The organism is Kribbella pittospori (assembly GCF_004331465.1).
Taxonomy (GTDB): domain Bacteria; phylum Actinomycetota; class Actinomycetes; order Propionibacteriales; family Kribbellaceae; genus Kribbella; species Kribbella pittospori.
In genome coordinates this window covers 256,808-277,281 of the sequence record NZ_SJKB01000006.1, presented here as the reverse complement: position 1 = coordinate 277,281, position 20,474 = coordinate 256,808, and the positions used below count along the sequence as shown (strand labels likewise).

19 protein-coding genes are annotated in these 20,474 nt (G+C 68.3%); 10 read left to right on the top strand and 9 right to left on the bottom strand.

Features of this window, described 5'->3' with window-relative positions; translation table 11 throughout:
• Nucleotides 1-21 precede the first annotated feature (21 nt).
• Nucleotides 22-696 (top strand): GOLPH3/VPS74 family protein, encoded by a 675-nt coding sequence (locus tag E0H73_RS20745; RefSeq protein WP_131358880.1) that lies wholly within the window; start codon nt 22-24, stop codon nt 694-696.
• Here E0H73_RS20745 and E0H73_RS20740 read toward each other — a convergent pair.
• The 3 genes from E0H73_RS20740 to E0H73_RS20730 are packed head-to-tail and all read right to left on the bottom strand — an operon-like array spanning nt 693 to nt 4,214.
• The gene (locus E0H73_RS20740; protein ID WP_131358877.1) at nt 693-2,267 is read right to left on the bottom strand and encodes an acyl-CoA synthetase; all 1,575 of its coding nucleotides are present in this window, start codon (nt 2,265-2,267) and stop codon (nt 693-695) included. The two genes, E0H73_RS20745 and E0H73_RS20740, sit on opposite strands and share 4 nt — an antisense overlap.
• 9 nt (nt 2,268-2,276) lie before the next feature.
• Nucleotides 2,277-3,401 carry a DUF5938 domain-containing protein gene (locus E0H73_RS20735; RefSeq protein ID WP_131358874.1) on the bottom strand — a complete coding sequence of 375 codons (1,125 nt, stop codon included), beginning with the start codon at nt 3,399-3,401 and terminating at the stop codon, nt 2,277-2,279.
• A 6-nt stretch (nt 3,402-3,407) separates the two neighbouring features.
• The gene (locus E0H73_RS20730) at nt 3,408-4,214 is read right to left on the bottom strand and encodes an SDR family NAD(P)-dependent oxidoreductase (protein WP_131358871.1); all 807 of its coding nucleotides are present in this window, start codon (nt 4,212-4,214) and stop codon (nt 3,408-3,410) included.
• A gap of 172 nt (nt 4,215-4,386) precedes the next feature.
• On the opposite strand from E0H73_RS20730, the gene E0H73_RS20725 reads away from it, so the two are divergent.
• Nucleotides 4,387-5,025: a TetR/AcrR family transcriptional regulator gene (locus tag E0H73_RS20725; RefSeq protein ID WP_131358868.1), complete on the top strand. Its 639-nt coding sequence runs from the start codon at nt 4,387-4,389 to the stop codon at nt 5,023-5,025.
• 7 nt (nt 5,026-5,032) lie between these two features.
• Here the strand turns inward: E0H73_RS20725 and E0H73_RS20720 are convergent, their stop codons facing one another.
• Both E0H73_RS20720 and deoD read right to left on the bottom strand, forming a co-directional pair.
• A complete protein-coding gene (locus E0H73_RS20720) occupies nt 5,033-5,437 on the bottom strand; it encodes a hypothetical protein (RefSeq protein ID WP_238164130.1) in 405 nt (134 codons plus the stop codon).
• Nucleotides 5,438-5,598: 161 nt separating this feature from the next.
• Nucleotides 5,599-6,312, bottom strand: a complete 714-nt coding sequence (deoD, locus tag E0H73_RS20715; protein ID WP_131358862.1) for a purine-nucleoside phosphorylase — start codon at nt 6,310-6,312, stop codon at nt 5,599-5,601.
• Nucleotides 6,313-6,352: 40 nt separating this feature from the next.
• Between deoD and nudC the strand changes: the two genes are divergently transcribed.
• On the top strand, nt 6,353-7,276 hold the full coding sequence (nudC, locus tag E0H73_RS20710; protein ID WP_238164129.1) for an NAD(+) diphosphatase: 924 nt from the start codon (nt 6,353-6,355) through the stop codon (nt 7,274-7,276).
• Here the strand turns inward: nudC and E0H73_RS20705 are convergent, their stop codons facing one another.
• Nucleotides 7,277-9,646, bottom strand: a complete 2,370-nt coding sequence (locus E0H73_RS20705; protein ID WP_131358856.1) for a PQQ-binding-like beta-propeller repeat protein — start codon at nt 9,644-9,646, stop codon at nt 7,277-7,279.
• A 134-nt stretch (nt 9,647-9,780) separates the two neighbouring features.
• On the bottom strand, nt 9,781-10,020 hold the full coding sequence (locus tag E0H73_RS20700; protein ID WP_131358853.1) for a mycoredoxin: 240 nt from the start codon (nt 10,018-10,020) through the stop codon (nt 9,781-9,783).
• A 101-nt stretch (nt 10,021-10,121) separates the two neighbouring features.
• Between E0H73_RS20700 and E0H73_RS20695 the strand changes: the two genes are divergently transcribed.
• The 5 genes from E0H73_RS20695 (at nt 10,122) to E0H73_RS20675 (ending at nt 15,403) form a co-directional block, all read left to right on the top strand.
• On the top strand, nt 10,122-12,239 hold the full coding sequence (locus E0H73_RS20695; RefSeq protein ID WP_131358850.1) for an ATP-dependent DNA helicase UvrD2: 2,118 nt from the start codon (nt 10,122-10,124) through the stop codon (nt 12,237-12,239).
• Between the two features lie 386 nt (nt 12,240-12,625).
• Nucleotides 12,626-12,826, top strand: coding sequence for a hypothetical protein (locus tag E0H73_RS20690; RefSeq protein WP_131358847.1), 201 nt, complete (start codon nt 12,626-12,628; stop codon nt 12,824-12,826).
• A 160-nt stretch (nt 12,827-12,986) separates the two neighbouring features.
• The gene (locus tag E0H73_RS20685) at nt 12,987-13,274 is read left to right on the top strand and encodes a WhiB family transcriptional regulator (RefSeq protein WP_131285495.1); all 288 of its coding nucleotides are present in this window, start codon (nt 12,987-12,989) and stop codon (nt 13,272-13,274) included.
• A gap of 404 nt (nt 13,275-13,678) precedes the next feature.
• Nucleotides 13,679-13,846 carry a hypothetical protein gene (locus E0H73_RS45905; protein WP_165555753.1) on the top strand — a complete coding sequence of 56 codons (168 nt, stop codon included), beginning with the start codon at nt 13,679-13,681 and terminating at the stop codon, nt 13,844-13,846.
• Nucleotides 13,847-13,927: 81 nt separating this feature from the next.
• Nucleotides 13,928-15,403 carry an MFS transporter gene (locus E0H73_RS20675; protein ID WP_131358844.1) on the top strand — a complete coding sequence of 492 codons (1,476 nt, stop codon included), beginning with the start codon at nt 13,928-13,930 and terminating at the stop codon, nt 15,401-15,403.
• 1 nt (nt 15,404) lies between these two features.
• Here the strand turns inward: E0H73_RS20675 and E0H73_RS20670 are convergent, their stop codons facing one another.
• Both E0H73_RS20670 and E0H73_RS45900 read right to left on the bottom strand, forming a co-directional pair.
• Nucleotides 15,405-16,718: an ABC1 kinase family protein gene (locus E0H73_RS20670; RefSeq protein WP_131358841.1), complete on the bottom strand. Its 1,314-nt coding sequence runs from the start codon at nt 16,716-16,718 to the stop codon at nt 15,405-15,407.
• 92 nt (nt 16,719-16,810) lie between these two features.
• A complete protein-coding gene (locus E0H73_RS45900; RefSeq protein WP_012922897.1) occupies nt 16,811-16,969 on the bottom strand; it encodes a DUF5679 domain-containing protein in 159 nt (52 codons plus the stop codon).
• A 522-nt stretch (nt 16,970-17,491) separates the two neighbouring features.
• Between E0H73_RS45900 and E0H73_RS20665 the strand changes: the two genes are divergently transcribed.
• Nucleotides 17,492-18,040, top strand: coding sequence for a M48 family metallopeptidase (locus E0H73_RS20665; RefSeq protein ID WP_131358837.1), 549 nt, complete (start codon nt 17,492-17,494; stop codon nt 18,038-18,040).
• Between the two features lie 208 nt (nt 18,041-18,248).
• Nucleotides 18,249-20,441, top strand: coding sequence for an MMPL family transporter (locus tag E0H73_RS20660; RefSeq protein WP_131358834.1), 2,193 nt, complete (start codon nt 18,249-18,251; stop codon nt 20,439-20,441).
• The last annotated feature ends 33 nt before the right edge of the window (nt 20,442-20,474 follow it).

Here is a 20,474-nt window from a genome sequence, read left to right as displayed (position 1 = left end):
CGGCGTGCCTAGGTTGGAGGCATGTTGATTGCCGAGGATCTCTTGTTGCTGCTGTACGACGACGAGACCGGGAAGCCGATCACTGGATCACCCGGTCTGGACTACTCGCTGGCCGGTGCGGTGCTGATCGAACTGACCCTGCTCGGGAAGATCGACATCACCGTTGCGGGTGACGGGGACAAGCCCGGCCGGCTGAAGGTGCTGGATTCGAGTCCGACCGGCGACGCCGTTCTCGACGAGCGGCTCGCATTCATCGCGGACAAGCCGGGCAAGCGGCCGAAGGACCAGATCGGTCGCCTGTCGAAGAAGCTGCGGGATCAGCTGCTCGCGCAGCTTGCGCCCCGCGGCGTGCTCGAGGCGGACGAGGGCAAGGTGCTCGGCCTGTTCCCGGTAACCCGCTGGCCGGCCAAGGACGCCAGACACGAGGCCCAGGTGCGTGCCGCCCTGGAGAGCGTGCTCAAGGTCGGTACGACGCCCGACGAGCGGACCGGTGCCCTGATCGCGTTGCTGAGCGCGCTGAACGTCGTACCGAAGGTCGTCACGGACGCTGTGGACAAGAAGGCGCTCAAGCAGCGGGCGAAGCAGTTGGCCGAGTCGGACTGGGCCTCGGACGCGGTGAAGAAGGCGGTCAGCGAGATGCAGGCCGCGGTCACCACCGCGATCATCGTCGCCTCGACCGCGGCGACCGCCAGCTAGCTGACCTCGGCGGCGTTGAGGCGGGCCTTGATGTCGGGTTTGAGGACCTTGCCGACCTTGGAGCGGGGGAGGTCGGGCCAGAGGAGGATCTCCTTGGGGGCCTTGACGCTGCCGATGCGTTGCTTGGCGAAGGCAATCAGTTCGGCGGGATCGATCGTGGTGCCTGACTGGAGTTGGACTACAGCCACGACCCGCTCGCCCCACTTGTCATCCGGCCGGCCGATCACGGCGCAGTCCTGGACCGCGGGGTGGGCCATCAGCGCCTGCTCAACCTCGGTCGAGTACACGTTGAAGCCGCCGGTGATGATCATGTCCTTGGCCCGGTCGACGATGTAGAGGTAGTTGTCCTCGTCCAGATAGCCGATGTCGCCGGTGTGGTGCCAGCCGTACTGCGACGCGGCCGCGGTCGCCTCGGGATTGCGGTAGTACCCCTTCATCACCAGCGAACCGCGGACCACGATCTCGCCACGTTCGCCGCGCGGGACCAGCGTCCCGTCCGGGGCCATGATGGCGGTGGTGACCAGCGGCGACGGCTGCCCGGCCGACGACAGCCGGTGCCGTGCGATGTTGCCGTCGGCATCGAAGTGCGCGGACGGCGGCATGATCGAGATCATCATCGGCGCCTCGGTCTGGCCGAACAGCTGGGCCATCACCGGGCCGATCCGCCACAGCGCTTCTTCGAGTCGTGCGGCCGACATCGGCGCGGCGCCGTACCAGAAGCAGCGCAGCGACGAAAGGTCCATGGTGTCGAGTTCCTCCGCGGCGAGCACCATGTAGATCAGCGTCGGCGGCAGGAACGTGTGGGTGACGCGATGCTGCGGGATCAGCCGGAGGAAGGCGTGGACGTCGGGCGTCCGCATGATGACGATCTCGCCGCCGGACGCCAGGACGGGGAAGCACAGGACGCCGGCCGCGTGCGTCAACGGCGCGAGCGCGAGGTACACGGGCCGTTCGCCGAACGGATAGCCCATCAGGGTCAGCGCCGTCATCGTCTCGAGGTTGCCGTTGGTCAGCATCACCCCCTTCGGGCGACCTGTGGTCCCACCGGTACCGACGATCAACGCCAGATCGTCGGGACCGGTGAGATCAGGTGCCGGCTGGGACACGCCCCCGCAGAACGCGTCCCAGCCGACGGTTCGGCTCCGGCCGATGAGGTGGGGGTCTTGACCGGAGCCTGGATCCTGGTCCACGCAGACGAAGGTACGGATCTTCGGCAGCGCGTCCCGGATCCGATCTACCAGCGGCGCGAACGCGGCCTGGTAGATCAGCACTTCACAGTCGAACTGGTCGAGCAACTCGCGGTTCTCCGCCGCCTCGTTGCGCGGGTTGATCGGGCACCAGACGGCACCGGCGCGGCTGATCCCGAACACGCAACTGAACGCGATCGGATCGTTCGCCGACAGGATCGCCACCTTGCCGCCCGGCTCGACACCACTCGCCGCGAGGCCCGCCGCGATCCGGTAGGACAGCTGCTGGACCTCGGCGTACGAGAGTGTCTCGCCGTCCGTGGTCAGGCAGGGTGCGTCCGGACCGAGCGAGGCGCCCTTGTCGAGGTAGTCGACCAGTCGCACTGCAACCCCCTATCGCAGCACCGTGAGTTGTGGCTCGGACACCAGTCCGAAGCTGCGCAGTACGCCGAGCAGCTCGCGGTGACCGAATGCCTGGCAACCACTGGCGAACCCGACCCGCTTCGGCGGCATCTGCAGCAGCGAGTACGCCGCATACGCCTGCAACAGACCGGTTTGCTGGTAGTTGCTGTTGCCGTGGATGACACAGTGCGCCCGGCCGAGCGGCCCGGAGGCGTGCACGGAGTCCAGGGTCTTGTTCACCCGCGGATTCTCGCGAGGTGGCATCTGGTTCATCACCTGGCGTGCGGTCTCGGTCAGCACCACGTCCCGCTCGTCCGGAGCCATGTCCTTGGTGGCTTCGAGTGCGCCGGCAACGATCTGCGGTACGCCGTTCATCAGCGCGACGTTGAAGACACCACCCTGCGACTTGCAGTTCGCAACCCGCGGATCGCGCTTGAACCAGACCGGGTGCGACATACCACCCCACGGCAGCGAGAGCGCCAGCTCGTGCTGCCCAGGCACCACCAGGGGTACGAGGCCCTGTTCGGGGAACTCGGTGTACTCGTTTCGCTCCAGGTAGTGCGCCTTGGAGGTGGCCGCGTTGACCAGGATCGTCCGGGTGGACGCGATGGTCGGACTGCCGCCCCAGAACACCGCGATGTCCAAGGTGTCCAGGCCGGGCTCCTCGAGGCACAACTGCGCGGCGATCTCACTGGTGGTGTACATCTGGGCAATCCCGGGAGCCAGCACCAGGCCGGCATCGGCGAACTTCTTGCCGTACTGCTCGTCGCAGGTCATCAACCAGTCCTGCTCACCGGTGGTGTCGGTGTAGTGCGCACCAGCGGCGAGAGCTGCCTCGACGGCCGCAGGACCGAGCTCACTGAACGGACCGACCGTGTTGAGTACGACCGACGCGCCCTTGAACAGCTCGGTCAGTGCGGTGACGTCGTGCCCGACGGCGGCGATCTCGTAGTCGGCGGTCTCGATACCGGCCACGTGCGAGTCCATCGACTTCTTGAGCTTGCCCTCGTCACGGCCCGCGGCCACGAACGGGACGTGGTACTGGCGCAGGTACTCACACACCAGCCGGCCGGTGTAGCCGGAGGCGCCGTACACGACGACGGGCTTCGTGGTCATCCGCGATCACATCCCCATGCCGCCGTCGACCGGCAGTCCGATGCCGGTGATGAACCGTGACTCGTCCGAGGCGAGGAAGACGACCGCGTCGGCGATGTCGGCGACCTCACCGAGCCGGCCCGCCGGGGTCAGACCGATCACTGCGGCGACCGCAGCCTCGGGGGACTCGAACAGTCCGAGCTCAGCGCAGTCGTTGGCCAGGCCCGCACCCATCGCAGTCGGCACCAGTCCGGGGTAGATGCAGTTGACGCGTACGCCGTACCCGAGCTTGCCGGACTCCATCGCGGCGACCCGGGTGAGCCGGTCGACCGCGGACTTGGTCGCGGAGTACACCGCGATACCGGGGAAGGCGATGGTGGCGGCGACCGAGGCGACGTTGATGATCGCGCCGCCGTTGCCGGCCAGGCCTTCCGGCCGCATCGTCCGCAGGCCCCACTTGACCCCGAGCGTGGTGCCGAGCACGTTGACCTCGAGCATCTTGCGGATCTGATCCGCGGTCACCTCGGTGAGCAGGCTGGTGATCTCGATCCCCGCGTTGTTCACCAGGATGTCCAGGCCGCCGAGGATGTCGTTCGCGGCGACGACCGCGTTCTCCCAGTCGCCCTCGTCGGTGATGTCGTGCGCGACGAAGCCGTGGCCGCCGCCGTACTCGCTGTCGAGCGCGTCGGCGACGGACTCGCCGAGGTCCTTCTGGAGATCGCTGATCACGACCTTGGCGCCGGCCGCCGCCAGGGCCTTCGCCATCCCTTCGCCGAGCCCCTGGGCCCCGCCGGTCACGAGGGCCTTGCGGCCGGAGAGATCGAGTCCGCCCATCTGAAGCTCCTTTGCTCGAAGCGCACCGTGGTCGGTTCACACTCTGGCCAGCCTTTTGACAGTCGTCAAGACTTTGTTTGACACTTGTCAAGAAATCTCCCCGCCACGGGACGCGCCTGGCCCGTGGCGGGGTACTCTGACGCCGACGATCCGGCTACGGATGGGAGTGGCGATGAGCGTGACGGCCGATGCCGCGGAGCCGACCCGGTCCGCCCGCGTGTCCGGGATCGACAAGGTCGAGCGCCGCCGGATCGCGCTGGCGGAGTCGGCGCTGAAGACGCTCGGCGAGCTCGGGTACGCCCGGACCAGCCTGCGCGAGATCGCGAACAACTCCGAGTTCACCCACGGCGTCGTGCACTACTACTTCCGCGACAAGATCGACCTGATCAGCTACTGCGTGCGCTACTACAAGACCAAGTGCGCACAGCGGTACGACGAGGTCGTGGAGACGGCGGAGTCCGCGGACGACCTGGCCGTCGGCTTCCTCGCCAAGATGACGCAGACGCTGGTCGAGGAGACCGCGATGCACCGGCTCTGGTACGACCTGCGCGCCCAGAGCATGTTCGAGGAGCAGCTGCGCGCGGACGTCACCGCGATCGACGAGCTGCTGGAGCAGATGATCTGGCGCATCCTCACCCGGTACGCCGATCTGGTCGGTGGCAGCCCGACCGTCGACTCACCCACCGCGTACGCGCTCGTCGACGGACTCTTCGAGCAGGCGGTGGTCGGCTACGCCGCGGACCCGGAGAAGGTCCCGGACCTGCTGGCCGACCGGGTCCGCCAGGTCCTGCCCAAGCTGATCGCGGCGTAGCCGGTCCCTACTCTGCTTGGCAGTTCGACTTGCAGAGCTTGTCGGTGAACGTGAGATGCGCGCCCGGTTCCTCGGTGTCGACCTCGACCGAGTACTCCACCAGCCAGTCGCCAGCGGTGAGCTTCGCCGAGGTCTTGCCCTGCTGCTGCCCGAACCACTCCGCGATCTGTGCGTGCTCGCTGACATGCGCGATCTCGAGTGCCTGCGACAGGACCTTGTCGATCTCGCCCGACGCGACGTCCGCAGGTCCGGCGGAGTACAGCGAGATCACCGGCGGGCGACGCTGGTCCCCAGCGAGCACCCACACCGACACCGCACCCGACGTACAGGTCGCGTAGGCGGCGTCGTTGCTGCACTTGTAGCGGGCGCCGGCCAGGCCGGCGACCACCTGGGTCGCCGTGAGAGCCGGCAACACGGGCACGTTCGCGGCGCTGGTCGCCGCCCCGGTCGCCGCTCCGGTCGGCGTCGCACCGGTGCTGCTGCCTGCTTCGGGCTTGTCCTCGGAGGAGCCGGAGGCGCCGGACGAGCAGGCGGTCAGCAGGAGCAGGGCGGCCAGGGCGGTGGCGACGCGGTTCAGACCGGCACCTCGATCGCCGCGTCGAGGGCGATCGTGATCATCTCGGAGAACGTGGTCTGCCGCTCCTCGGCGCTCGTCTCCTCCTTGGTGATCAGGTGGTCCGACACCGTCATGATGCCGAGCGCCCGGCGGCCGAACTTCGCCGCCAGCGTGTAGAGCGCGGCGGCCTCCATCTCGATGCCGAGTACGCCGTACTCCGCTGTCCGCGCCACCAGATCGGGGCGGTCGTTGTAAAACAGGTCGCCGGAGAACACCTGGCCGACGTGCACGTTCAGACCGGCCGCCTCAGCTGCGTCCACGGCCGCGCGGAGCAGTTTGTAGTCCGCGGTCGGTGCGTACTCGATGCCATGGAAGCGCAGCCGGTTCATCTGCGAGTCGGTGCTGGCGGACATCGCCACGATGACGTCCCGGACCCGGACCGCCTCGGTCAGCGCACCACAGGTCCCGACCCGGATGAGGGTCTGGACGTCGTACTCCGCGAACAGCTCGTTGGCGTAGATGGCCGCCGACGGCTGGCCCATGCCGGAGCCCTGCACAGAGACGCGCTCACCCTTGTAGGTGCCGGTGAATCCGAACATGTTCCGGATCTCGGTGTAGCAGGTCACGTCGGACAGGTAGGTCTCCGCGATCCACTTGGCCCGCAGTGGGTCGCCGGGGAACAGCACCCGCGGCGCGATCTGCCCCTTCTCGGCGGCGATGTGAATACTCATGCGAGGGATGCTCTCACGCTGCCGGGATATGTTGAGGCATGTGGCCTACTCCATCGCTCCTGGTTCCCTAGCCCTGTCCCGGTCCGTGTTGGACCGTGCGGCCGACCGCAGACGTGACGACGACTGGCTGGACAAGGCCTGGGCCGCTCCGGACACGCAGGTGGCGGTGGCGATCGGCGACAAGCTGCTGGCGAACTCCGACCGGACCGCCCTGCGGCTGGTCTCTCCCGCGGAGGCGCCGGAGGGTACTCGGATCTTCCTCGGCATCGACCGCGAGTCGGGTGCCGGTCAGACCGCCGACGGCCGCGCGGTGTTCGGCGTCCTCGCCGACGGCGAGGCGGACGAGTCGTACGCCGGTCTGCGCGAACTGGGTGCGGTCCTGAACGACCGTGAGGCCGGCATCGCCGTGAACCTGATCGGTCTGGCCAACTGGCACGCCGTCCACACGCACTGCGCGAACTGCGGTGAGCACACCGTTGTGGTCGAGGCCGGCCACGTGCGGGACTGCCCCGCCTGCGGCGCGCACCACTTCCCCCGGAGCGACCCGGCGATCATCGTGCTGGTCACCGACGACCAGGACCGCGCACTGCTCGGCCGCAACGGCGCTTGGCCCGAGGGCCGGTACTCCACCCTGGCCGGCTTCGTCGAGCCCGGTGAGTCGCTGGAGGCTGCCGTACGGCGTGAGGTCCTCGAGGAGACCGGTGTGATCGTGGGGCCGGAGATCGAGTACGCCGGTAGTCAGCCGTGGCCGCTGCCGTCCAGCCTGATGCTCGGGTTCTACGCGAAGGCGGCGAGCACCGACATCGAGGTGGACGCCGACGAGATCGCCGAGGCCAAGTGGTTCACCAGGGAGGACCTCCGTGCACTGGTCGAAGCCGGAACGATGGCCCTCCCCGGCAGCATCTCCATCTCCCGCCGCCTGATCGAGGGCTGGTTCGGAGAGGACCTCACCGGCAGTTGGTGATCACCGGCCCACGTCGGAGCGGGAGGCGGCGACTCGGATGAGGCCTCCTTCCCAGCGCTCCACCGTGCCGTCGGACTCCAGTTGCCTGACTGTCTTGTCCACGGCGCGAACGTAGGCGGCGTGATCCGGCCAGTCGGCTGATGCGTCGGGTAGCTCGTCGGTCAGCGTGCAGCCGTAGCGCAGGTTGCGGTTGGTCACGTAGCTGTTGACGTTCCCGGTCCACACGTTGGTCCGGAGGTCCGACTGCGGACACGGGTCGACCGGTGGGGTGTAGGAAGCCAGATTGGTCGGGTTGGTCCAGCCGTCCGGGCGCAGCAACGTGTAGTAGGTGCCGTCCGGTGTCTGCGTGAGCCGGTTGAGGCCGTGGTCGCGCAGTACTGTCGCCTGGCCGTTGAGGCTGTCCACGAGGAACAGGCGGCCGCCGGTCACGCCGTACAGGTAGCCGTCGCGCCAAGACATCGCTCCGTCGTTGGCTCCGGTCCGGCCGGCGAACACCGGGATGGTCCGCAGTACCTGGCCTGTGGTCGGGTTGGCGACGAAGACTGTGCCGTCGGCGAGGCCCCACAGGTTGCCGTCCGGTCCGATGCTGAGTTCGTTGATGCTGGCCGCGCCGGGCACGGGTACGACGTCTGTGCTGACGGTGCCTGTGGCCGGGTCGACCTTGACCAGGTGGGCCTCGGTTGCCCGCGGTTCGGTGCCCTGGCCGCCTTCGATGCCGGAGCCTGCCCAGAGGGTTGTCCCCATCGGCAGGATGGAGGCGATCGTCTGGTCCACCACCACGTCGCGGTAGACGGTGAACGCACCGGTCGGTACGTCGTACACCGTGATGGCTCCGCCGTACTCGCCGTACCCGGGAGTGGTGCCGACGTAGACGTGGTCGCCGGACGGGACTACCGCGAGGGGCCTGTTCTGGTGGTGGCTGTCGACCAGACTGAACAGCTCACGAGGGTTCGTCGGGCTCTCGGGTGCGTGCGGGTCCCAGAGCGACAGGCGGCCGTACGGGTAGATGCCGACGTACATCTTGCCGGTGGTGTCCCAGCCCCAGCCTTCGACCTGGCCCAGTCGCGTGGTGACGGTGGACTTGCCGGTCGGTGGGTCGTAGACCGACGTGGAGCCGTTCAAGTAGGCGCTGACAAAGACCTTGCCGTTGGACGGGTCTGAGAGCGCGTGCATGAGTGGCACCGGGACGTACTGGAACGGTGAGCTCCACTGTGCGAGCGTTCCGGCCTGCGGGTCGTACCGGAACGTTCCACCGGAGTAGTTGCCGGCCAGACCATAGAGGACGGGTACGCCGTTCTCGGTGACCCAGCCGTAGCCGATCGAGGCGCCACGGGTCAGCCGCACCGTGGGTGACACCGGGCCGATGGTGTTGGTGTCGAGGTCGTAGTGGGTCAGGTTCAGCGTGCTGGTGGTGAAGTACACGCCGCCTGGACCGGCTGCGGACACACCGCGTGCGGCGATCGCGTAGTCCTTGACCTGACTGCCGGTCTCGGAGTCGGTGAACTCGAGCTGCTCACCGGTGACCGCGTCGACCACGATCAGCCGGCTGCTGGCGTTGGCGAAGACCCGACCGCCTGCGTAGTCCAGGTCGATGAAGTCCTTGGCCAGCAGGCCCGGTGGGGTGATGTCCTCGACCGCACTGGTCGCCAGGTCGATGCGGAGCAGTCTCGCGTTCGGAGTGGAGATGCCGACGAACAGTGCGTTGTGGTCCGGGTCGTACACCGTCGACCGCGCGTACTGCTGCACCGGGTCGAGTGAGCCGTAGTCGGTGACCTGTCCGGTGCTGCCGTCGTACTTGAAGGCGTGTGCGGTCGGGTAGGTGCCCGCGTACACGTTGCCATTCTGGTCGGCGGTGAGGCCGTAGATCTGTGACTCGCCGGGTATTGGCTGGCCGAGGTCGCTGACCGTGCTGTCGGCCGGGTCATAGCGGTACAGGTGCGCGTTCGGGTACGTGCCGACGTACACGCGGCCGTCGGATGCCACCACGATCGCCCACGCGCCGGCGGCTCCGTTGAGCGTCACGGTGTTGAGCAGCTGGCGGGAGTGCAGGTCGACGACGTTGAGGAGCGCGTTCTCACCGGCAGGTACGGCGTACACGACGTCGCGGCCGTCCGGTGTGCGGCCGACGGCGCCCTCCATGATCGTGAGGGAGCTGATCGGTGCGCCGAGATCCTGGATGACGTCGGCGGCCCTGCCGGTCCGGTTGTGGTCCGGGGCGAGCGGGCCGTTCTCGGACGGGAAGAGGTCAGGCTGCGGCCGATGGGGATCTGCGGTGGCGGGTGGACCGCCGGTGACGAGCAGTCCCAGCACGACAGCCAGGACCAGTGCGATACGGGAGAGGGCATGGCGGATCGAACGGCGCGGAATCATGGGCGGGCTCCCTGCGACGTGGTTCCCGCGACGGTATAACGGTCATGACCGTAAAGTCCATAACTCGCGCACTATGACTCGCGGCGCCGACCCCTGAGGATCGGCGCCGCGTGCGCCGTACTGGTGGTGCTGGGTCAGGCGGCCAGCTTCTCGGCGACCTGGGCGAGCGACGGGTTCGTCATCGCGGTCCCGTCCGGGAACACCACGGTCGGCACCGTCTGGTTGCCGTTGTTGACCTTCTCGACGATCAGCGCGGCCTCCGGGACCTGCTCGATGTCGACCTCGGTGAACTCGATCCCGGCCCGCTTCAGCTGGCCCTTGAGCCGGTGGCAGTAGCCACACCAGGGAGTCGAGTACATCGTGAAAGCCGCCATCGGCTGTCTCCTTCTGCAAGTGGGCGCGGATTCTGTCCGGCGGCCCGTCTAGGGTTGCTCTCGTCCTACCCGAACGACGCCGCAGGTGGTGCTCTTCCCGCATGTCCCAGCCCGTGAGCGATCTCACACAATCCGTTGCCGTGGGTTCCGCGGATTCGCTGCTCGAGGCGCTTGATCCCGAGCAGCGAGCGGTCGCGACCTCGCTGCATGGACCGGTTGTGGTGATGGCCGGCGCAGGCACCGGGAAGACGCGGGCGATCACCCACCGGATCGCGTACGGCGTGCGGACCGGGACGTTCGACCCATTACGGGTGCTCGCGGTGACGTTCACCCAGCGCGCTGCGGGAGAGATGCGCGGTCGGCTCGCTCAGCTCGGCGTCGAGGGTGTGCAGGCGCGCACGTTCCACTCCGCCGCGCTGCGGCAGGCCAGATGGTTCTGGCCCAAGGTGTACGGCGGTGAGCTGCCGATGATCGCGGATCGCAAGTTCCCGCTGCTGACCGAGGCCGCGTCGCGCTGCCGGGTCCGGGTGGACACGCCTGCACTGCGCGACCTGGCCGGAGAGGTCGAGTGGGCCAAGGTGAGCAACGTCCGGCCGGACGACTACGCGAAGCTGGCGCCCCGCTCGGGCCGGACGCTGGCCGCCTTCGACCCGGCGACGATCGCGCGGATCTTCGCGGCGTACGAGGACGTGAAGCTCGAGCGCGGCCGGATCGATCTGGAGGACGTGCTGCTCTGTGCGGTCGCGCTGCTCGCGGAGGACGAGCGGGTGGCAGCGGAGATCCGCCGGCAATACCGGACGTTCGTGGTCGACGAGTATCAGGACGTCAGCCCGCTGCAGCAGAGCCTGCTCGACCTGTGGCTCGGCGGCCGCGAGGACGTCTGCGTGGTCGGCGACCCGGCGCAGACGATCTACTCCTGGGCCGGCGCCGAGCCGGAGAACCTGGTGCGCTTCGCCTCGCGGCACCCGTCGGCGAACGTGATCAAGCTGGTTCGCGACTACCGGTCCACTCCGCAGATCGTGGACGTGGCGAACAAGATCCTCGACGCGGCCGGACCGTCCGGCCTGCCCGGTCGGGTGACGCTGCGGTCCCAGCGCGACGCCGGTCCGGTGCCGATCTACCGCGAGTACTCCGACGAGGTCGCCGAGGCCGATGCGGTGGCGCGGGCGATCGCCCGGCTCCGCGACGAGGGGATTCAACTGCGGGACATCGCCGTACTGTTCCGGACCAACGCCCAGTCGGAGAACTTCGAGCAGGCGCTGGCGGAGCGGAAGATCCCGGCGGTGCTGAAGGGTGCCGAGCGGTTCTTCGAGCGCGCCGAGATCCGGCAGGCCGCCGTACTGCTGCGAGGGCAGGCCAAGGCCGGGGACGTGTCGGACGACCTGGTCGAGGTGGTGACCGGGGTGCTCGGCGGGGCCGGGTGGACGCCGGAGCCGCCGACCGGGACCGGCGCGGTCCGGGACCGGTGGGAGTCGCTGAGCGCGCTGGTGACGATGACTTCGGACTTCGCCGCCGAGAATCCGTCGGCGAAGTTGCTGGATCTGATGGCGGAGCTCGACCGGCGGGCCTCGATCCAGCACGCGCCGCTGGCCGAGGGCGCCACGCTGGCCACGCTGCACGCGGCCAAGGGCCTGGAGTGGAAGTGCGTCTTCATCGTGGGCGCGCACGAGGGGACGCTGCCGATCAGCTACGCCCAGACGCCGGCGCAGGTGGAGGAGGAGCGGAGGCTGTTCTACGTGGGGGTCACGCGGGCTAAGGACCAGCTCTTCATCAGTTGGTCGACGTCACGCTCGCCGGGTGGTCGCGGTCAGCGGGGTCCGACCCGGTTCCTCGACCCCATCGGCGTCCGTACGTCGCGGCCGACCGCGTGGGAGCCCTCCCCGGACCGCACCGAGCGTGCGGCCCGGTCCGGCCGGCCGATCCCGAAGTGCCGCGTCTGCGGTCGCGGCCTGCTCGATCCCGGCGCCCGCAAGCTCGGTCGCTGCGAGGACTGTCCGTCCACCATCGACCAGGACCTGTACGACGCCCTGGTCGCCTGGCGCACCGAGCAGGCGGAATCGGAAAGCATGCCCGCCTTCGTCATCCTCACCGACGCGACCCTGACCGCGATCGCCGAGACCCGCCCCGCCGACGAACAGTCCCTCCGCCGGATCCCGGGTATCGGCCACACCAAACTCACCAAGTACGGCGCCCACATCCTGACCCTCTGCACGCGCTGACCTCGTCCGCTCAATGACTTGCCCTTCCGGGCAATCCATGGCTACCGGCCGGAAATGTGTTGCCAGGCAGGGGGAGTGGGGCGCACTCTGGAGGACAGGCCGTGTTCTGCTCCTGGCAGACGTGGCAATTAGGTGACACAGGCAACGATCCCGGAGCGTGCGGATGACGTCCCGGAGCGTGCCGGAAGAGCGTCGAGGCAGCCAGATTCGGACGCCGAGGCGGCAACTTCCGGCCAACTTCGCGAACTGGCGATAAATAGTTTGCGGGCTCCGTCGGGGACGGCGTACTGTTCTTTCTGCGGTCGAAGCCTGGCCGAAAACTTCAAACAACCATAGCGATCGAGCTAACCGCCCGCTTCGCCACAACGAGAGGAGGTGCCCTGGAAATGATCACGATCAACATCGCCAAGAAGCCGTTCAGCGACGCTGTAGCGCTGCCGTGCGCCCAGATCCTGGGTGCCTTCCCGCGCACGCATCTCGCGTCCGTTGTGGTCATGGCTTCCGGCGCTGCCCCGATTCAGGGCGGAGCTGTCGGCGATGCGAAGTACGGCGGTTCGGGTTCTCGAGCATGGAGTCCACCGGTCTGACAGACGTCAGCCCGGCACCTCCAAGGCCGCGGAACCCGAATAGGGTCCCGCGGCCTTTCTGTTTGATCAGCCAGTGTTTGTCCACAGATTTGGCGGCCTTCGACCGGAGGTCGTCACCGACGACAAGAGATCAGCATCAAGTCACTGGGAGGTGACCGGAATGAGCGTGAGCTTCCTCGATGTCTTCACCGAGGTGGCAACGTCGCAGGACCTGCCCTGTCGGTCCTACGCGCCAGAACTCTTCTTCGCCGAATCGCCGGCGGACGTCGAGTACGCAAAGTCGCTGTGCACCACCTGCCCGCTGAAGGCCGAGTGCCTGGCCGGAGCGCTCGAGCGTTCCGAGCCGTGGGGAGTGTGGGGCGGCGAACTGTTCGTCCAGGGAGTGGTGGTTCCGCGCAAGCGGCCCCGTGGGCGTCCCCGCAAGAGTGACACCGTAACCGCAGCCTGACGAACCAATCCGAATCGAGAAACCGAGCCATGACGACACAGACTTCACGCAGGAGAATGGAAATGCATCTAATGAACGAAGATCTTGCTCGTGCTCATTGTCGTTCTACATTGAAGGACGCAGAGCAGAACCGGCGCTTCCACCTTGCTCGGAAGATCGAGCGGGCGCAGAAGCGAGCCGAGCGGGCCGGCCGGCGAGCTGAGAGGGCCAGCGCAAGGGCGCGCCTCGCACTCGCACGCCTGGTCTGACCACCAGAAAAGAACACACCCGCCCGCGGGCCGGTCCGAAAGGGAGGACCGGCCGGCAGGCACCCAAGCCTGACCAGCTGAATCACCGAGGGGCGGCATCCACCGGATGCCGCCCCTCGGCCATGCCCGGGACGCGGGAAGGTGCAGACTGAGCGCATGGTGAGAGTGAGTTGTGCGTTGTGTGGTCAGCAGGCAGAGTCGGAAGGCGTGCCGCTGACCTGGATGACCTCGGTCGAGGACGGGCGCAAGCTGGTGTACTGCGACCGGTGCGCCCGGGAGAACGTCCGCAGCATCGAGGGGAAGCTGGACACCGTCTACTGGTGAGAAAGTTCTGAACCGGGTGTCGAATCCGGCCTGATCCGCCCGACGCAGGGGTGAAAGCACTCCAGCGGAAGGAACCGGATCATGACCCTCACCGAGAGCGCGCCAGCGACGACCAGCCGGCGGCAGTGGATCGGCCTGGGAGTTCTGTCGCTCGCGACGCTACTGGTGTCACTGGACCTGTTCGTGATGCTGCTGGCGGTGCCTGCGGTGACTGAGGCGCTCGGCGCCTCCAGCAGCCAGCAGCTGTGGATCCTGGACGTGTACGGGTTCATGGTGGCCGGCCTGATGATCACGATGGGCAACATCGGTGACCGGATCGGCCGTCGGCGGCTGCTGCTGGCGTCCGCCGCGCTGTTCGGTGTCGCCTCGGTGGCTGCGGCGTACTCGACGAGCCCGGAGATGCTGATCGTGACCCGCGCGGTGCTCGGCATCGCCGGTGCGGCCATCGCTCCGTGCACGCTGTCGCTGATCAGCACCCTGTTCCCGAACGCGCAGCAGCGGGCCAAGGCCCTGGGGATCTGGGCCGGCTGCTTCACCGTCGGTGCCGTGATCGGCCCGATCGTCGGCGGTGTCCTGCTGAACCACTTCTGGTGGGGCTCGGCGTTCCTGATCGGCGTACCGGCGATGGCGGTGCTGGTCGCGGTCGGGCCGTTCCTGCTGCCCGAGTACCGCGACGAGAACGCGGGCCGGATCGATCTCCCGAGCGTGCTGCTGTCGCTGGCCGCGATCCTGCCGGCCATCCACGGCCTGAAGCAGCTGGCCTCCCACGGTGCGAGCGCGACGGCAGCCGGTTCTCTGGTGGCGGGCGGGGTCTTCGGCTGGATCTTCGTACGACGCCAGCAGCGGCTGGCCGACCCGCTGGTCGACGTACGGCTGTTCACCCGGAAGACCTTCACGGTGACGCTCGGCAGCATGCTGTGCTTCTCGATGCTCTCCGGTGGCGTGATGGTGTTCGTCGCGCAGTACTTCCAGCTGGTCCAGGGCATGACGCCGCTGGCCGCCGGGGTCGCGCTGGTCCCGGGCATGGTCACCACGACCGTCGCCTTCCAGGTGGCGCCGCGGCTGGCGCAGCGGATCCGCCCCGGCGTGCTGATCCCGGCCGGCATCGCGTTCACGGTGGTCGGAATGGCCGTCATGACCCAGGCGACATCGACGGCCGTCCTGGTCATCGCCTTCGCCGTCCAGTGCGTTGGTCCCGCGCCGCTGGTCACGCTGGGCACGAACCTGGTGATCGGCTCCGTCCCGCCCGAGAAGGCCGGATCCGCCGGCGCGCTGACTCAGACCGGTAACGAGTTCGGCTACGCGCTGGGTATCGCGATCCTGGGCAGCGTGGTCACCGCGGCGTACCGGAGCCAGATGAACGGCCGCGGCGGCAACTCATTGGCCGAGGCGATCGCTCAGGGCGTGCCTGGCGACGTACTGGCCCAGGCGCAGGACGCGTTCACCGGGGGACTGCACCTGGCCGCCGGCATCACCGCGGTCGTCCTGACGCTGGTCGCCACCGCGCTGGCGATCACGCTGCGGTCGGTGCCGGTCCTGAGCCACGACGACCACTGAGTCAGTCCTCGGTGAAGCCGGGGAGAAGCTCCTCCAGAACGGCGCGAAACGGGGCCTTCGCCTCGAGCTGGGACAGGACGGCCATGCCGCCGATCCAGACCCGGTGGATGAGCAGGTACGACGGCGGCATGTTCAGCTTGAGGGCCAGCGACGCGCTGGGCGACCGGAAGTCCCCGGTCCGGTTCGCCTGCGCGCGCATCCACGCCCGGCTGAACTGGAACGTCTCCTCCCGGGCCGGCTCCGCGAACGGCGCCAGGTAGTCCATCAGCAGGTCCGGGTCGATCTCCATCCGCGGCTTGATGAACCCCTCGGCCCGCAGCCCGTCCCGTACGGCGATCCCGTCGCCGTCGAGCGAGATCCGCAGCAGGCGCCCGATCGCCGGCGGCAGGCCGTCCGGCAGCCGCGCGCACAGCCCGAAATCGACCACGCCGAGCCGACCGTCCGGCATCACCCGGAAGTTCCCCGGATGCGGGTCGGAGTGCAGCAGACCGGCGTACTTGGGACCGCTGAACATGAACCGGACGTACTTCAGCCCGATCGCGTTGCGCTCCTTCTTGGTGCCGTCGCTGATGATCGACGACAGCGGCCGGCCCTCGAGCCACTCGGACACGATGACCGAGGGGGAGTGCTTGATGACCCGGGGTACGACGAACTCGTCGTGGTCCTTGAACGCGTCGGCGTACTGCTGCTGGGCCTGGGCCTCGCGGTCGTAGTCGAGCTCCTCGCCGATCCGCTCCTGCAACTCGGTGACGAGCGGCTTCATGTCGAGGCCGGGGACGAGCGTGCCGAAGGTGCGGGCGAACCGGCCGAGCTGGCGCAGGTCCGCGCGCAGAGCCTCGGCGGCGCCTGGGTACTGCAGCTTGACCGCGACCTCGCGGCCGTCTTTGAGGATGCCGCGGTGCACCTGGCCGATCGACGCGGCCGCCGCGGGCAGGTCGTCGAACTCTTCGAACCGGTCCCGCCAGCGCCTGCCCAGCTCCCGCGACAGGATCGTGTGCACGGTCGAGGCCGGCATCGGCGGGGCGGAGTCCTGCAGCTTGGTCAGAGTGGCCCGGTACGGCGCTGCGAGCTCCTCCGGCATCGCCGACTCCATCAGGCTCAGCATCTGCCCGAACTTCATCGCGCCGCCCTTGAGCTCACCCAGGACGGAGAACAACTGGTCTGCGGTCCGGCGCTGGAACTCGGCGTACACGGCCTCGGCCGGCGCGCCGCCGATCCGCTTGCCGAGTCCGACCGTGGCCCGGCCGGCGGCACCGAGTGGCAGGCTGGCGAGCTTCGCGGTCCGGCTCAGCGCCTTGCGGGGGAGGTCCGACACGTACCCATTCTGTCGGGTCACCCAAGCCGGGACGACGGAGGGGCGGTGGACGACACGTTGCGTGTCGTCCACCGCCCCTACGACTTGGTGCGTCAGGCCTTGCCGAGGATCCGGTTCAGGTTCGTACCGCACTCGGGGCACTTGGCCTTGGCCATGCGCGTGCCCTTGTCGTTGACCTTGACCTCGCCGTCGGCGGTGCGCTTGGCCTTGCACTTGACGCAGTAGAACTCGCCGCTCCAGGTCTCTGCCATGAGGGCCCTCTCCTTGCTCTGAATACCAGCCGGGGCTCTCGCCCCAGGCCGTCGTGGATGCTAACGGCAGACCGTCCTGCCGTAGGCCGTTCGGCCCAGTCGGGATTCACCCTACGGCAGGCGGGAGCAGGCTCAAGCGCACCTGCCGGCCCGCGTGCCGCCTGGAAGCCCCGAGGAAAGCCTTTTCCAAGCCGTCTGACAGCAACGGAACAGGCTCCCGGTGGTCCGCCTCCGGAACCGCTCGGCTTCCCCTCCGAACGGCCCCGGATGCGGTCCGGGAGCCTGTTGACCATGACGCTAAGAGGCAGGCGCCGCGCAGGCAAGCCCCGGTTGTCCACGCCTGTGGATAACTCTGTGCGCAACCTGTGGGACGCGCCGCCGGGCGCTGTGGACGAGCGGGGGAACAGGGTGTGAACAACCGGAATCGGCCGGCCCAAGATCTGGCGCCTGACCTGCGAAAACGCTGATGCACAGGATGTGGACGGAAGAAAGTTGTCGGATTCTGGGGGTACGTTTTGACCCATGGCCGACTCTCCACCGCGCTCGACCCCAGGCCCGATCCCGCCGTACGTCGACATCCGCCGCAGCAAGCGGCGCAAGCGGACCGTCAGCGCCTACCGGGACGGGGAGCGGGTGGTCGTGCTGATGCCCGACCGACTGTCCGCCACGGAGGAGGCGCGCTGGGTCGAGACCATGCTGGCGCGGCTGGACAAGCAGCGCAGCCGATCCCGCGTGTCGGACGAAAAATTGTTGTCCAGAGCACACGAACTCGCGTGTCGGCATCTTCCAGAAGTGCCCGAACCTGCGTCTGTGAGGTGGGTTTCGAACCAAAACAGACGGTGGGGCTCCTGCACCCCGGCGGACAGATCGATCCGTTTGTCCACCCGGCTGCAGGCGATGCCCGCCTGGGTGGTCGACTACGTCCTCATCCACGAGCTGGCCCATCTGGTCGAACCGGCCCACAACGCGGCCTTCTGGGAGCTGGTCCACCGCTACCCCAAGGCTGAGCGTGCGGAGGGGTATCTGGAGGGCGTTTCGGCCGCTTCCTCGCTCAATCTCGACGAATTCTGACTGCGGCCCGCACCCGTCCGATCACGCCCCGGCAGCCCCCCAAGGGGCACTCAGGGGCCGGGGTGGGGCTGGCTTCAGGGTGCACTCGGTGGCTTCCTCCATAGTGGTGACCCCTGTGTCCCAGCCAGGCTTTTGACCTGTAGCCAGCGCCCACGCCAGGGAGCGCTGGGGCCGGGCGCCGGAGGGGGCGCAGAGGGGCAGGGAAGCTATGGCCAGGGGACAGATCACGGTTCGGGCGGCGCGATGGAGCGCCACCCATCCGTGGCGGGCGATGGCGATGTGGGTGGTCGTCGTGATCGCCTGTTTCGCCGTCGGCTCGATGACCGGGACCAAGGAGTCCGAGAACGAGGGCGACATCGGCGAGGTGACCCGGGCCGAGAACATCGTCAAGTCCGGCAACTTCGCCGACCCGGACGTGGAGAGCGTGCTGATCACCTCGCCGTCCGGATCGCTCGACCAGGCGGAGGCCACCAAGGCCGCCGGCGTGGTGATCCAGCGGATGCGCGCCCTCGGTGGAGTCGCGGAGGTCGCTCAGCCGATGCCGTCGCCGAAGAAGGACGCGCTGATCGTCCAGGTGACCCTGAAGGACGGCGACGGGGACGACCGGGTCCTGCCGCTGCAGGACACCACCGCCCAGATCCAGCAGCAGTACCCGACGCTGCGGATCGAAGAGGTCGGCGGACTGTCGATCGACAAGGCGTTGAACGAGACGCTCGGCAAGGACTTCAAGCGGGCCGAGATGTTCAGCCTGCCGGTGACACTCGCGATCCTGTTGATCGCGTTCGGCGCACTGATCGCGGCGTCCGTCCCGCTCCTGCTGGCGCTGTCGGCCGTCGCAGCCGCGATCGGCTTGTCCGCGGCCGCATCCCAGCTGATCCCGGCCGTCGACGCGGTGAACAGCGTCATCCTGCTGATCGGTATGGCGGTCGGCGTCGACTACTCGCTCTTCTACCTGCGTCGCGAACGTGAGGAACGCGCGAAGGGCCGCGGCCATGTCGACGCGGTCGAGATCGCGGCAGCGACGTCAGGCCACGCCGTCGTCGTGTCCGGTACGGCGGTCATCATCTCGATGGCTGGGCTGTTCCTGGCCCGGGACGCGGTGTTCTCGTCCTTCGCGGTCGGCTCGATCCTGGTCGTCGCGGTGGCCGTCGTCGGTTCGCTGACCGTGCTGCCCGCCGTACTGGCGAAGCTCGGTCGCTGGGTGGACCGGCCACGGATCCCGTTCGTGTGGCGGTTGACCGCGAGCAAGGGCAAGCCGCGCTTCTGGCCGACCGTGCTGAAGCCGGCGCTGAAGCACCCGGTGGCCACGCTGATGATCGCTGTCGTCGCACTGCTCGCGGTCGCGTCGCCGGCGCTGGGGATGACGCTGAAGTTCCCCGGCACCGAGGATCTGCCGCGCGACACCGCGGTGATGAAGGCGTACGACCGGCTCACCGCGGCCTTCCCGAGCACCGGGACGAGCCACGAGGTCGCCGTTCGCGCGCCGGCCAACCAGGCGCCCGCGGTCAAGGCCGCACTGGCCGACCTGGTGAAGCGCACGCAGGACGACAAGCTGTTCGCGCAGGACGGTCTCGAGGAGCCGCGGGTCTCCAAGGACGGCACGGTGACCACGCTCGAGGTCGCCACGCCGTACGAGGGTGGCAGCCAGGAGGCGCGTGACTCGCTGACCAAGCTGCGCAAGGAACTGATGCCGGAAACGGTCGGCAAGGTGCCAGGAGCGGAGTACGCCGTCGGTGGGTTCGTCGCCGCGGACGTCGACTACGCGGCACACACCCGGGCCAAACTGCCGCTGGTGATCGGGTTCGTGCTGCTGCTGACGATGATCGTGATGATGGTGACGTTCCGGTCCGTGGTGGTCGCGGTGACCGCGATCGGGCTGAACCTGCTGAGCGCGGCCGCGGCGTACGGCGTGGTGACCGCGGTCTTCCAGAACACCTGGGCCGAGGGGATTCTCGACTTCCGCTCGAACGGTGCGGTCGTGTCCTGGTTGCCGCTGTTCCTCTTCGTGGTGCTGTTCGGTCTGTCGATGGACTACCACGTGTTCGTCGTCAGCCGGATCCGTGAGGCGGTGCTGCGCGGCGTACCGACCAAGAAGGCCGTGGCGGACGGCATCACCGGATCGGCGGGTGTGGTCACCAGCGCGGCGGCCGTGATGATCGGGGTGTTCGCGGTCTTCGCGACGCTGAGCACGCTGGACATGAAGCAGCTCGGCGTCGGCCTGGCCGTCGCGATCCTGCTCGACGCCACGATCATCCGGGCGGTCGTTCTGCCGAGCGTGATGATCCTGCTCGGCGACGCGAACTGGTGGGCGCCGAAGTGGCTGCGCCGCAAGCCCGGCAAGCACGCGATCCAGCCGCCGGCGGCTCCGGAGGAGGAGCGCGAGCTGACCCCGGTCGGCTGATCAAGGCGGTACGACGCCCCACCCGGAAATCGG